The sequence below is a fragment of the Mixta mediterraneensis genome (genome assembly GCF_014946725.1).
Classification (GTDB): domain Bacteria; phylum Pseudomonadota; class Gammaproteobacteria; order Enterobacterales; family Enterobacteriaceae; genus Pantoea; species Pantoea mediterraneensis.
The window spans coordinates 24,014-37,673 of the sequence record NZ_JACFXY010000013.1 but is presented as its reverse complement, the minus strand read 5'-3'; the positions used below and the strand labels follow the sequence as shown (position 1 = coordinate 37,673).

The following is a 13,660-nucleotide window of genomic DNA, read 5'->3' as shown; positions in this document are numbered from 1 at the left end:
CGTAACTGACGCCAGTGTCAGTCCGGTTGCTTATTCTTCGCTATCCGTATTACCCGGACGCGCCGGGGTATCCAGCTCCACGCGATCAATTTTTTGCAGGCCGCGTGGCAACAGCGTGCCCCGACGACCGCGATCGGCGCGGAATTTTTGCAGTTCTGCACTGCGCAACGGCAATTTACGCTTACCAACATACAGCGTGACGTTGCTGCCTGGCGGCAAAATCATTAGCCACGCCAGCCTGTCCTGACCCGCTGCGGCTTCTGCTGACGGAATTGAGATAATCTTGTTGCCTTTGCCTTTCGACATTTGCGGCAGCTCGCCGACCGGGAACATCAGCATCCGTCCCGCCTGGGTGATCGCCAGCAGCATGTCATCTTCATGATGAACCGCCATAGGCGTCATCACACGCGCATTATCTGGCAGCGTCAGTAACGCTTTACCGGCACGATTACGCGACACCAGATCGCTGAAAGTACAGATGAAACCGTAGCCCGCATCTGAAGCCATTAACAATTTTTGATCGTCGGGCTCCATCAGCACCTGCTCCACCACCGCGCCCGGCGGCGGCGTCAGCTTGCCCGTTAACGGCTCGCCCTGACCGCGTGCGGAAGGCAACGATGTCGGATCCAGCGTGTAACTGCGGCCAGTTGAATCGATAAACGCCACGGGCTGATTGCTCTTGCCGCGCGCCGCTGCCAGATAACTGTCGCCCGCTTTGTAACTCAAACCATTAGGATCGATGTCATGACCTTTGGCGCTGCGTACCCAGCCCATCTGCGACAGCACAATGGTGACAGGCTCAGACGGCACCAGCTCCGTTTCGCTCAATGCTTTGGCTTCTGCACGCTCACGCAGCGGTGAACGGCGATCGTCGCCGTAACGGGCGCTGTCGGCCTGCAACTCTTTCTTCAGTAGCGTATTCATCTTACGTTCGGAAGCCAGAATCGCCTGCAGCTGATCGCGCTCTTTTTCCAGCTCGCTCTGCTCGCCACGAATCTTCGTCTCTTCTAACTTCGCCAAATGGCGCAGTTTCAGCTCAAGGATCGCTTCGGCCTGCGTTTCGCTAATATCAAAACGTGACATCAATACCGGTTTCGGCTCATCCTCGCTACGAATAATATGGATGACTTCATCAATATTGAGGAACGCGACCAGCAAACCTTCAAGGATATGCAAACGACGCAGCACACGCTCTAAACGATGATTCAGACGACGGCGCACGGTATCGCGGCGGAACACCAGCCATTCGGAGAGGATTTCCAGCAGGTTTTTCACCGCCGGACGGTTATCCAGCCCGATCATGTTTAGGTTAACGCGATAACTTTTTTCCAGATCGGTAGTGGCGAACAGATGGTTCATTACCTGATCAAGATCGACACGATTGGATCGCGGCACGATCACCAGACGCGTTGGGTTCTCATGATCGGATTCGTCACGAAGATCCTCAACCATCGGCAGCTTTTTGTTGCGCATCTGACTGGCAATCTGTTCCAGCACGCGCGCCCCTGAAACCTGATGCGGCAGGGCGCTGATCACAACTTCGCCCTCTTCTTTCTTATACACGGCACGCTGACGAATGGAACCACGACCGTTCTGGTAAATTTTACGGATTTCGTCGCGCGGGGTGATGATCTCCGCTTCGGTCGGAAAATCAGGCCCCTGTACAATACCCAGCAGCTCGTCAAGCGTGGTTTTGGGGTTATCAATCAGGGTGATGGCCGCCTGGGCGACTTCTCGTAAATTATGTGGCGGGATGTCGGTCGCCATGCCGACAGCAATGCCGGTGGTGCCGTTTAACAGGATATTTGGCAGACGCGCCGGCAACATTTTCGGCTCTTGCATCGTGCCGTCAAAGTTAGGCGTGTAATCTACCGTGCCCTGACCTAGCTCACTTAGCAGTACTTCGGCATATTTCGACAGGCGCGATTCGGTATAACGCATCGCGGCGAATGATTTAGGATCGTCCGGTGCGCCCCAGTTACCTTGCCCATCCACCAGCGGATAGCGATAAGAGAACGGCTGCGCCATTAATACCATCGCTTCATAGCAGGCGCTGTCGCCGTGCGGATGGTATTTACCCAGCACGTCACCCACGGTACGCGCGGATTTTTTAAACTTCGCGCTGGCGTTCAGCCCCAGTTCCGACATGGCGTAAACAATGCGCCGCTGCACCGGCTTTAAACCGTCACCAATATAAGGTAAGGCTCGGTCCATAATGACGTACATCGAATAGTTTAAGTACGCATTCTCGGTAAACGTGTGCAAGGCAAGACGCTCTGCACCATCCTGCGTCAATTCACTCATTAAGCTCTCATCCTCACATCGTGTCTTACAACGGCAAGACACCCGGCGGTTGTTTGGCGAGGATAGTACCTTATTCGTCAGATTTAGTCACAGGGGAAGCATGATGCAGCACGCTAAGAATTAACATCTGCTTTTATGTGACACACTTCGAAAATAAAAAACAGAATGAGACAACGTTCACACAATAATTTCCGCTGTTAATTGTGATCGCGTTCGCAATTAAACCTCCACAAGCGTTCATCGTATTAAACCTGTCCCATTAGCCGGACAACATTTAGTATTGTTGTCATTCCCATCCCCGCCTAAGTTTAAATCCAGCCACGACGAAAAATTTTTATTTCATGCTTTTCTTCAGATTTATTTTACCCACGCTAAAGCAGCGTTAAAGGAATAAATCGCTCTGTTTTAAAGATAAGGTGATTCAATGCAAAAATTGACGTCAAGACAATATCGCCTGCTGAAATTATTGCTACAGCACAGTGCGCCACTGGCCTTGCCTCAGCTGGCGCACCAGTTGGATGTATCCGAGAAAAGTATTTATCGCGATCTGCAAAACATCGAGCCCTGGCTGACGGACTGGCACATTGTGCTGGAAAAATTACCGGGTCGAAGCCTGCGTTTGCACATCGGCGACATGCAGCAAAGAACGCAGCTGGAGCAGCGTTTATCCAGCGAAGAGAACTGGTCAGAAGGTTTCAGTAATAATGCCCGGCGGGTGAAAATTGCCTCTCAGCTATTAAGTGAAGCACCGCGCGAAACCTCCATCAGCAAGCTTTCTGAACGCTATTTTATCAGCCATGCCTCAATCGTGAATGATTTGAAAGTGATTGAGGAGTGGCTGCAACCGCTGGATTTGCTGCTTGTGCGCAGCCAGAGCGGCACGCATGTTGAGGGCAGCGAACAGGCGCTTCGTCAGGCAATGGTTTCGCTAATTAATGTTGTGATGCAGCATCATGTTGCCAGCAATACGCTTGAGCCACGCCTCGATCCCGGCAGTTATCAGGCGTTAATTCATTACTTTGGTGAGCAGGATGTCGCTTTTGTCCAGGCATTGCTGCAACAGATGGAGCAGCAACTAAGTTATCCCCTGAGCGATGCGTATTACATCAATCTCTGTACGCATATACTGATCATGATGCACCGCATGGCACAGGGCAATGCCCTGTCGCTGCCCGCGGCGCTGAGTTCACAGGAGCTGGACAGCCGTATTTTGCTGATTGCCCGTCAAATGGTGACGCGCATTGAACAGCGTATTCAGGCCGCCTTGCCCGCAGATGAAGTTGGTTTTATTTATCAATATATCGTTTCTTCTGGCATTGTGATGGAAGAACACGGAAATGAAACGCCAACACAATATCAATTTTCCAGTAAAGAGTCGTTAAAAATAACGAACGAATTAATTCACTGCTTTTCAGAATTAATTCAACGTGACCTGTCCCAGGACCGGTTATTATTTGAAGGCTTGCTGATTCATATTAAACCGCTTATTAATCGCCTTAAATACCACATCCATATCCGTAATCCTTTACTTGATGATATTAAAAATGAACTAAGCGAGATATTTTCGCTGACACAACGCGCCATGTGCCTGACTGCTAAACGCTTCCAGCTGTCGCCGGTCGCAGACGACGAAGTGGGGTATCTCTGCGTTCATTTCCAGGCTGCACTGGAGCGGCAAATTGCCCACAAGCGCATCCTTGTGGTGTGCTCCAGCGGAGTCGGCACCTCGCACCTGCTCAAAAGCCGCATTCTGCGCGCCTTCCCGGACTGGATTATCGTCGGTGTGGTTTCTGCCAGCAATATGAGCCGCTTTTGCCAACAGGAAACGGTGGATTTAGTCATTACCACTATTCATCTCGAAGCTAACGCTTTACCGATGGTTTACGTTACCGCCTTTTTCAACGATGACGATATTCGGCGGGTGACAGAAGCAATGATTGGCAGCCAGCTGCCGCACTCTGCGCATTGCGCTATGGCAGAACATTAATTGAATGAGGTCTGACTGATGGATATTTCCCGCATTCTCAACCCGCGTCGCGTAAATCTTGCGCTGCAAGCCACCAGCAAAGAAGAAGCCATTACTGAATTAACCGAGCTGCTTTATCAGGACGGAGCCATCAGCGACAAGCAGACGTTTATGGATGATGTCTGGCTGCGTGAGGCAGAAGGTTCTACCGGTTTTGAAAATCATATTGCAATTCCACACGGTAAGTCAGCCGCCGTACTGCATACCACACTGGCGATTGGCCGCACACAGCACGACATTCCGTGGGAAACGCTGGATGACAGTGAAGTGCGCTGCATTATTTTGTTTGCAGTGCGGCTCGAAGATCAGAACACCACCCATATTCGCCTGTTGTCGCAGGTGGCCAGCGCGCTGGCCGATGATGAGGTGATAGCCCAGCTGCTGGCTGAAAGCGACCCCAGCAAAATTATCCGGCTGTTTAGTCAGTACGCCGAAACCGACCTCTGTTAACCCTGAATATCGAGGTACACCATGAATATCGTCTGTGTTGCCGCCTGCACGGCGGGCATCGCGCATACCTATATTGCGCGCGAAAAACTGATTAAAGGTGCGCATGCGCTCGGTCATACCATTCACGTCGAAACTCAAGGCACCATCGGCACCGAAAATGCCCTGAGTCACGAGGACATTGCCGCAGCCGACGTGGTGATCCTCGCCGTTGACGTGAAGATCAAGGGGGAAGAACGCTTCCGTGGCAAACCTGTTGTCAGGGTGAAAACCGAAGTGGTGATCAAATCACCGGTGAAATTCCTTGAGAAAGTGGCGGATTCACTGGCGCGCGCGTGAGGAGAACCAGCATGACGACTATCAAACGGCAATATGGCCAGGAGATCAAAGGACACCTACTGACCGGCATATCATGGATGATCCCGCTGATTGTTGCCGCCGGGATCTGTATCGCGCTCGGTCAGGTGATCGGTGGGCCTGACGTTGGCAAGCAAACCGGCAGTATTGCCTGGATGCTGAATCAGATCGGCGGATGGGGTATGGGCCTGATCGTGCCGCTGATCAGCGCGGCGATCGCTTAATCAATTGCCGATCGCCCCGGCTTTGCGCCCGGTCTGATCGTTGGCTTTATCTGCGGGCAGATCGGTACGGGATTTATTGGCGGTATCCTCGGCGGTTTTCTGGGGGGGTACACGGTCTTGTTGCTGCGCCGCACCATCAAACTGCCGCAATCAATGCAGGGATTAATGCCGATTATGGTGTTGCCATTGCTCAGCATCATCATTGCCGGACTGCTGATGATGACGTTTATCGGGCAACCGATTGTCTGGTTGCAGAAAGCCCTGGTTGCTCTGCTGGAATCCATGCAGGGAGGCTCAAAATTTGTTATGGGCGCGATTCTTGGCGCGATGGCCACGTTTGACTTTGGCGGGCCCATTAACAAAACCATGTCGCTCTTTGCCGATGGCATGCTGGTTGATGGCATTTATGGCCCGGAAGCGGTGAAATTTATCGGTTCGATAATTCCACCGTTTGGCATCACCCTTTCCTGTCTGTTGACGCGACATAAATACACTCAGGCGGAAAAAGAGGCGCTGAAGGCGGCGTTTCCCATGGGCATATGCATGATCACTGAAGGCGTAATCCCCATCGCTGCTCGCGACCTGTTCCGTGTGGTGGGCAGTTGTGTGGTGGCATCGTCAATTGCCGGAGGCTTGGTCATGGTATGGGGCGTGGAAGCGCCGGTGCCGCATGGCGGTATGTTTGTAGTGCCGCTATTCACTAAGCCGTGGCTGTTCTGTGTCGCGCTTGGCATTGGCACAGCGATCTGCGGCGTAATGCTGTCCGTTCTGAAAAAAACCGTTACTCAGGCAGATGAAGAGTTTGACGATGTGGAAGATCACAACGTCCGTGACGACGACATTAAATTTACTCTGGAATAAGGGGGGTACTATGTACGCGGCAATGAACGAACTGATTACTCAGGCAGCCCGCAAAAAATACGCGGTGCTGGCCATTAACTGCTTCAATCTTGAAACCGCCCGTGCCGCCATCCAGGCTGCCGGGCAGCAGCATGCGCCGCTGATCCTCAATGTTTATCAAGGCCACAGCACACATTTTCCGCCAGCCGTTGCAGTCCCGCTGATTCAGGCGCTGGCAGCGGAGGCCAGCGTCCCGATTGCGCTAGCGCTTGACCATGGCAAGGCATTTCCGCTGATTGGCCAGGCATTTCGTGCCGGTTTTACCGGCTTGATGATTGACGCTTCCTCTGAACCGCTGGCGGAAAATATTCGCCAGACGACACAGGTAGTGAATATGGCGCATACCGCAGGCGTTTGCGTTGAGGGCGAACTCGGCCATATTGCCGATGCTCCTACCTACGAACTGGCGGATGCGGCAGTCAAAATGACTCAGGTTGCTGACGTCATACCTTTTGTAACGCAGACCGGGGTTGACTTGCTGGCGGTGTCGGTTGGCACCGCGCATGGGCTTTATCCCGCTGGCGTTAAGCCACACATTGATTTTCAGCGCCTGGCTGAACTGCATGCTATATCACCGGTTCCCCTGGCGTTACACGGCGGTAGCGGCACACCCGCCGATGCTATTCGTCGCGTGAGTCAGTATGGTGTTGCCAAGATGAATGTTGGCGCGGCGGTATTTGATGCCGGAAAGCTGGCGCTACAGCAGGCACTCAAACAGCACCCCAGCGCCGAACTGGCAGATCTACAGGCGTTCATGGAATCCGCCTGCCGGGAAGTCATCACCGAATATCTGAGCTGGTCAGGCGCGGCTAATCAGGCCTGACATAACTTCATTACACCTTAAAAAAGCCTGTGTCTGCACAGGCGCGAGATCCCTTTGTCGTAAAACCTAGCTAAGGAAGTATTAACATGTTGATTTCAATGAAAAAAATGTTAAACCCTACGCGTGAACACCGCTTTGCTATTGGCGCATTTAACGTTGCTGACAGCTGTTTTATTCGTGCCGTAGTAGAAGAAGCTGAAGCCACTCACACACCGGCGATTATCTCCATTCATCCCAGTGAACTGGCATTCGTGACCGATGAATTCTTTGGCTACGTGCGTGAACGCACGCTAAAAAGCAAAATTCCCTTTACGCTGCATCTCGACCATGGTGCTTCAGTGGCGCAGGTATTGCGGGCTATTCAATGCGGTTTCACCTCGGTAATGATCGACGGCTCGTTACTGCCATATGAAGAGAACGTGGCGCTAACTAAAGAAGTGGTAAAACTGGCGCATGCGGTAGGTGTGTCGGTAGAAGGTGAACTTGGTACGATCGGTGACACCGGCACCACGGTAGAAGGCGGCGTCAGCAAAGTAATCTATACCGATCCAGCCCAGGCCGAAGATTACGTACAGCGCACCGGCGTGGATACGCTGGCGGTGGCAATTGGTACGGCCCATGGCATTTATCCCAAAGATATGAAGCCTGAATTACAGATGCATATCCTTAAAGCGATCTCGCAGCGGTTGACTATCCCGCTGGTGCTGCATGGCGGCTCGGCCAATCCCGATACGGAAATTGCAGAAGCGGTAACGCTGGGCGTGGGCAAAATCAATATTTCCAGTGATATGAAATTTGCTTACTTCCAAAAAGTGCGCGACGTTCTGACGCGTGAAACCTGGTGGGATCCAAACGTCATTTATCCTGAAGCAATTGATGCTGCCAAAGCGGTGATTCGTTACAAGATGAACCTGTTCGGCGGCTTAGGAAAAGCGAATTTATACTGAATGAGAAAGCCGGATTGTTCCGGCTTTTTTTGCGTTTAATTTGGCGGTTAATAATGCCATGACTGCTTTGATTATTGCTTAATGCGCAAAAGTATTGTGATCAATTACCCATTTTTAACTTACCGCTTCGCGCGTAAGCTGTGCTCCATATTCGAGAAACGGAGCAAAAAATAATGAGCAAGATTCTTATCATCGACGGCGGAAAAACGTTTGCCCACTCCAAAGGCGAACTCAATCATACCTTAACCGATGCCGCCGCCAGCCAGCTGCGTGACCTGGGACACGACGTTACCGTAACTGTTGCTGACAGCGATTATGTGGTCGCTGAAGAAGTACAGAAATACCTCGACAGTGATGTAGTGATTTATCAAATGCCGGGCTGGTGGATGGGCGAGCCCTGGACGGTTAAGCGTTATATCGATGAGGTTTTTACCGAAGGCCACGGTTCTTTGTATGCCAGCGATGGCCGTACTCGCTCCGATAGCACAAAAAAATACGGTTCCGGTGGACTGATCCAGGGGAAAAAATATATGTTGTCCCTGACCTGGAACGCGCCGCTGGAAGCCTTTGTCGAGCCTGAGCAATTCTTTGAAGGCGTTGGCGTTGACGGCCTGTATCTGCATTTCCATAAAGCCAATCAGTTCCTCGGTATGGAAGCGTTGCCGACCTTTATTTGCAATGACGTAATTAAACAGCCCGATATTCCACGCGATATTGCGCGTTATCGGACTCATCTCAGCCAGATCTTTGCTTAAATAAACGTTCGCTGCGAAAGAGGAAACGCGCATGTTAACTGTTGTTGCTGAAATTTGTGTGAAACCAGGCCGCCGCCAGGTGGTGCTGGATGCTATCCAGCAATTGATTCCCACCGTGCTAGATGAAGAAGGCTGTCACCAATATGATGCGCTGGTTGATCATCAGGCACAGGTGCCATGGAAACACAATTTGCCGGATTCAATCTTCATGCTGGAGAAGTGGGAGTCGCTGCGCCATCTGGAGCAGCATCAGCAAATGCTGCATATGGAAGAGCATCGGGGACGGATTAAAGACGATGTGGTGGATGTGAAAATTTTAGTGCTGGAACCCACCGCGTAATTCCCTTTTGCTGGGAACGAGAGCGACAAAACCTTGCCAACTGGCAAGGTTTTTTACATCAAACTGATATGGTTCTGCCGTTCATGCGCCAGGCCTGTCAAAAAAGTTGCTGCTCCTGTATTTGTTCGCACAAAAAGTCTAAAAAACAGGTAATACGAGAGGAAAGCGTGGCGTTGCGATAATACACGGCGTGAACCGGTAGACGTAATTCGCGCGTTTCATCTGGCAATATTTGCACTAACCGACCAGCAGCGCGATCCGCCCGGCTGACAAAGTCAGACAAACGAGCAATACCTTGCCCCGACAGCGCTAGCTGACGAATAGTTTCGCCGCTAGACGCAGCAAGGGTGGGTTTAATCCGTAAGAATTCATCTTTTTGCTGCCAGACAGGCCAGACGTTATGCGCATCCAGTTGGCTAAAGCCAATTAACTGATGTGCCTCCAGCGCGGCAACGCTGTCTGGCGTGCCGTGTCGCGACAAATATTCAGGGCTGGCAACTAAACATATCAGGCTGCTGCCTAACACGCGCGCACGCATGGTCGAGTCGCGCAGATCGCCAATGCGAATGGCTATATCGGTTTGTTGTTCTAACAGATCGATCAGCATATCGTCGGTATTGAGTTCCAGCTGAATCAGCGGGTATCGTTTTCGAAACTCGCCCACCAGCGGCACGATGACGTGCAGCATAAAGGGAGCCGCTGCGTTGATGCGTAATCGCCCCGAGGGTATTTCTCGCCGATGGGCGATATGCTCCTCCGCTTGCTCTACCGAAGCAAGAATCTGGCGGGCATGTTCGAGGAAAACCTGTCCCTCTTCAGTCAACGCCAGCCGGCGCGTTGTGCGAAGCAGTAAGGTGGTTTGCAGCTTACTTTCAAGACGACTCAACGCGCGACTAATACCAGAACTGGACTGTTCTAGCTGTTCCGCCGCTGCGGTAATCGAGCCGGTATCAACGACTGCAACCCAAGCGTGCAGCTCTTCCAGCGTTATTTTCACTCTCCATTTTCCTTAAACAGTCCCCCGCCCGCGGCCAGTTTTAGCATATTTCGCCCAGATTCCCTCTCGCCCCTGGCCCCGCCTGTCAGCACCGCTCCAGCGTTTATCGCAGGTAGAGTTTCATCGATGGGTTAAAGCCAGAAATAATCAGGGACGCCTTAGCGTCCCGGTGAATCACACTTCGATGTCGGCCATATCGCCTTTTTCCTGCAACCAGTTGCGTCGATCTTCTGAACGCTTTTTGGCCAGCAGCATATCCATCATCCGCAACGTCTGTTCGACGTTTTCTTCGCTGATAGTCAGCTGCACCAGCCGTCGTGTATTGGGATCAAGCGTGGTTTCACGTAGCTGCAGCGGGTTCATTTCACCCAGGCCTTTAAAGCGCTGAACGTTAGGCTTGCCCTTCTTACGCTTTAATTGATCCAGCACGCCCTCTTTCTCATCTTCATCCAGCGCATAGTAAACTTCTTTGCCCAGATCGATACGGTAAAGCGGCGGCATGGCGACATAAACGTGGCCGTTTTTTACCAGCGAACGGAAATGTTTGACGAACAGCGCGCAAAGCAGGGTGGCAATATGCAAACCATCGGAGTCGGCATCAGCGAGAATGCAGATTTTCCCGTAACGCAGCTGGCTGAGATCTTCGCTGTCTGGATCGATACCGATCGCTACCGAAATATCATGCACTTCCTGCGACGCCAGCACCTCATCGGAAGAGACCTCCCAGGTGTTCAGGATCTTACCTTTCAGGGGCATGATTGCCTGATATTCACGATCGCGTGCCTGCTTAGCGGATCCGCCTGCTGAATCCCCTTCCACCAAAAAAAGCTCGGTTTTATTGAGATCCTGCGCGGTGCAATCTGCCAGCTTACCGGGTAATGCCGGGCCGCTGGTAAGTTTTTTACGCACGACTTTTTTGGCTGCGCGCATACGACGCTGAGCGCTGGAAATCGCCAACTCCGCCAGCTGTTCCGCTGCCTGCACGTTCTGGTTCAGCCACAGGCTAAATGCATCTTTTACGACACCCGAGACAAAGGCCGCACACTGGCGGGAAGAGAGGCGCTCTTTTGTTTGTCCGGCAAACTGCGGATCCTGCATTTTGACCGATAACACATAAGCACAACGATCCCAAATATCTTCAGCTGAAAGCTTTACGCCGCGTGGCAGAATATTGCGGTATTCACAAAACTCGCGCATCGCATCCAGTAATCCCTGGCGCAGGCCATTCACATGGGTGCCGCCCTGCATGGTGGGGATCAGGTTGACGTAGCTTTCTGTCAGCAGCTCACCGCCTTCTGGCAGCCACAACAACGCCCAATCCACGGCTTCGACATCACCGGAAAAGGTGCCAACAAACGGATGCTCTGGCAGTGTCGGTAAACCGTTTACCGCTTCGCAGAGATAATCCGTTAAACCATCTTCGTAAAACCAGCGTTGTTCGGTGTTATTAAGTTTGTCTTTAAAAACAATTTCGACGCCGGGACATAATACGGCTTTAGCTTTCAGCAGATGCGTTAAGCGTGAAACTGAAAAACGTGGGCTGTCGAAGAAGCTTTCATCTGGCCAAAAATGCACGCGCGTGCCGGTATTGCGCTTTCCTACGGTGCCGGTCACCGTAAGATCCTGCACCTTGTCACCGTTTTCGAACGCCATGTCATAGATTTCGCCATTGCGACGAACAGTAACTTCTACACGTTTAGACAGGGCGTTAACCACGGAAATCCCCACGCCATGCAGGCCGCCGGAAAACTGATAGTTTTTGTTGGAGAATTTACCGCCCGCATGTAGGCGACACAGGATCAGTTCAACCGCAGGCACGCCTTCCTCGGGATGTATATCCACCGGCATGCCGCGTCCGTCATCAATCACTTCCAGTGACTGATCGGCGTGCAGAATCACCTCAACCCGCTTTGCGTGACCTGCCAGCGCTTCGTCAACGCTGTTATCAATCACTTCCTGACCCAAATGGTTTGGCCGCGTCGTATCGGTGTACATTCCCGGACGACGGCGAACTGGCTCAAGGCCAGTCAGGACCTCAATGGCATCCGCGTTATAGTTTGATTGACTCATGGTAAATGTCTGATTAGAAGGGTGAAATAGTTGCGATTTCCGCATCACTCAAGGATGATTCAAGCCCAGAAAATCCAGAATTTGCGGGAAATGGCGTTCGAATCCGATAAAAGCATGATTGCCGCCCTCTTCTACCGTGTGACGACATGCGCTGTAATAGTCGAGCGCCTGACGGTAATCGAGCACTTCATCGCCGGTTTGTTGCAGCAGCCACACTAGATCCGGTGCTTCCAGCGGGTCAATCTGCATAACTTTCAGATCGTAAATGTGCCGAGACTCTAACACATATTGCTGACCGGTGTAGGGATTCTGATTGTCGCCCAGAAAATCCACCAGCAACTCAAAAGGCCGCACGGCAGGGTTTACCACCACCGCTGGCAGCATAAAACATTGCGATAGCCAGGTTGCGTAATAGCCGCCTAACGAGGAGCCAACCAGGCCGAGCATCTCTCCGCTACGACTCATCACAATCTCTTCCAGCATGACGGCCGCTTCAGCAGGAAAGGTGGGGAGCTGCGGAACAATCATTTCAATATCAGGATGATACTTCGCCAGCCAGTGATGAAACTGGGTCGCTTTTGCCGATCGCGGCGAGCTGTTAAAACCGTGTAGATAAAGCAGCGCCGCCATTCATCAATACCCTTCTGAATCTAAATCGGGGCGAAACGCGTCAGTTTGCAGCCGCTCAACTTCAGTTTCCGCTTTGCCTTCTGGATGCAGCGTAAACCAGCGCCAGCCGGGCGCGACCGTATCGATAGTGAAATTAGTACAGTGCGGTTTGAACTGCACGCAGGTGGAAGGGGTGGCTAATACCCGACGCCCGTGCCAGTCAACATCCATCTCCTGATGAATATGACCACACACTAATGTCTGCGCCAGCGGATAGTTTTGCAGTACGGCATCCAGTTGGTGTGGATTACGCAGGCTGTGCTGATCAAGCCAGGTACAGCCAGACGCCAGCGGATGATGATGAAGCAATATTAACGTGTGACGTTCAGGGTAGCGTGCCAGCGTTTTCTCTAGCCATTCCAGCTGATAGTCGCTCAGCATACCGTGCGGGACGCCAAACACCTGACTATCCAGCAGCACGAGTTGCCAGTTTTCACCCAACAACACGTGCTTAGCAGGATTAATTTTCTTTTCTGCCAGGGTGTTGACCATCGCTGGCTGAAAGTCATGATTTCCAGGCAGCCAGACGCAAGGACCTGGCAAACGTGCAATACCCTCAGCAAAGTGCTGATAGGCTTCAACGGAGTGATCCTGAGCGAGATCGCCGGTCGCAATAACAAGGTCATAGTCGCGTTGCTGTTCGGTGATCGCCGCTAAAACGGCATCAAAGCTTGCCCAGGTATTCACGCCCAGTAGCGATTCGTGTTTTCCTGCGAAAAGATGGGTATCCGTAATTTGTAATATCCTGATTTCGGACCCTTTTGCCGCCGGAATTGTTAGCAGGCTATCCAAAGCGTTTCC

The 13,660-nt window shown here is 52.0% G+C and carries 12 protein-coding genes and 1 pseudogene; 8 read left to right on the top strand and 5 right to left on the bottom strand.

What is annotated here, in order from left to right; all coding sequences use genetic code 11:
* Positions 1–30 precede the first annotated feature (30 nt).
* Positions 31–2,304 (bottom strand): DNA topoisomerase IV subunit A, encoded by a 2,274-nt coding sequence (gene parC / locus H2P46_RS18850; RefSeq protein ID WP_193406396.1) that lies wholly within the window; start codon positions 2,302–2,304, stop codon positions 31–33.
* A 424-nt stretch (positions 2,305–2,728) separates the two neighbouring features.
* Between parC and H2P46_RS18845 the strand changes: the two genes are divergently transcribed.
* The 8 genes and pseudogenes from H2P46_RS18845 (at position 2,729) to H2P46_RS18810 (ending at position 9,123) form a co-directional block, all read left to right on the top strand.
* A complete protein-coding gene (locus H2P46_RS18845; protein WP_193406395.1) occupies positions 2,729–4,291 on the top strand; it encodes a BglG family transcription antiterminator in 1,563 nt (520 codons plus the stop codon).
* An 18-nt stretch (positions 4,292–4,309) separates the two neighbouring features.
* Positions 4,310–4,780, top strand: a complete 471-nt coding sequence (locus H2P46_RS18840; protein WP_193406394.1) for a PTS sugar transporter subunit IIA — start codon at positions 4,310–4,312, stop codon at positions 4,778–4,780.
* 21 nt (positions 4,781–4,801) lie between these two features.
* Positions 4,802–5,116, top strand: coding sequence for a PTS fructose transporter subunit IIB (locus H2P46_RS18835; protein WP_193406393.1), 315 nt, complete (start codon positions 4,802–4,804; stop codon positions 5,114–5,116).
* 11 nt (positions 5,117–5,127) lie between these two features.
* Positions 5,128–6,219 (top strand): annotated as a pseudogene (locus H2P46_RS18830) (PTS fructose transporter subunit IIC).
* 10 nt (positions 6,220–6,229) lie between these two features.
* Positions 6,230–7,081, top strand: coding sequence for a class II fructose-bisphosphate aldolase (locus H2P46_RS18825; RefSeq protein WP_193406392.1), 852 nt, complete (start codon positions 6,230–6,232; stop codon positions 7,079–7,081).
* 86 nt (positions 7,082–7,167) lie between these two features.
* Positions 7,168–8,028, top strand: a complete 861-nt coding sequence (locus tag H2P46_RS18820) for a ketose-bisphosphate aldolase (protein ID WP_193406391.1) — start codon at positions 7,168–7,170, stop codon at positions 8,026–8,028.
* Positions 8,029–8,201: 173 nt separating this feature from the next.
* Positions 8,202–8,783, top strand: coding sequence for an NAD(P)H-dependent oxidoreductase (locus H2P46_RS18815; protein WP_193406390.1), 582 nt, complete (start codon positions 8,202–8,204; stop codon positions 8,781–8,783).
* A 31-nt stretch (positions 8,784–8,814) separates the two neighbouring features.
* Positions 8,815–9,123 (top strand): putative quinol monooxygenase, encoded by a 309-nt coding sequence (locus H2P46_RS18810; RefSeq protein WP_193406389.1) that lies wholly within the window; start codon positions 8,815–8,817, stop codon positions 9,121–9,123.
* Between the two features lie 97 nt (positions 9,124–9,220).
* Here the strand turns inward: H2P46_RS18810 and H2P46_RS18805 are convergent, their stop codons facing one another.
* The 4 genes from H2P46_RS18805 to cpdA form a co-directional block, all read right to left on the bottom strand.
* Complete coding sequence (locus tag H2P46_RS18805; RefSeq protein ID WP_193406388.1) at positions 9,221–10,120, bottom strand: LysR substrate-binding domain-containing protein; 900 nt, start codon at positions 10,118–10,120, stop codon at positions 9,221–9,223.
* Between the two features lie 174 nt (positions 10,121–10,294).
* Positions 10,295–12,190, bottom strand: a complete 1,896-nt coding sequence (gene parE, locus H2P46_RS18800; RefSeq protein ID WP_193406387.1) for a DNA topoisomerase IV subunit B — start codon at positions 12,188–12,190, stop codon at positions 10,295–10,297.
* Between the two features lie 48 nt (positions 12,191–12,238).
* Entirely contained in the window at positions 12,239–12,820 is a 582-nt protein-coding gene (yqiA, locus tag H2P46_RS18795) for an esterase YqiA (RefSeq protein WP_193406386.1), read from the bottom strand.
* Positions 12,821–12,823: 3 nt separating this feature from the next.
* Positions 12,824–13,651, bottom strand: coding sequence for a 3',5'-cyclic-AMP phosphodiesterase (gene cpdA / locus H2P46_RS18790; protein WP_193406385.1), 828 nt, complete (start codon positions 13,649–13,651; stop codon positions 12,824–12,826).
* Positions 13,652–13,660 lie beyond the last annotated feature (9 nt).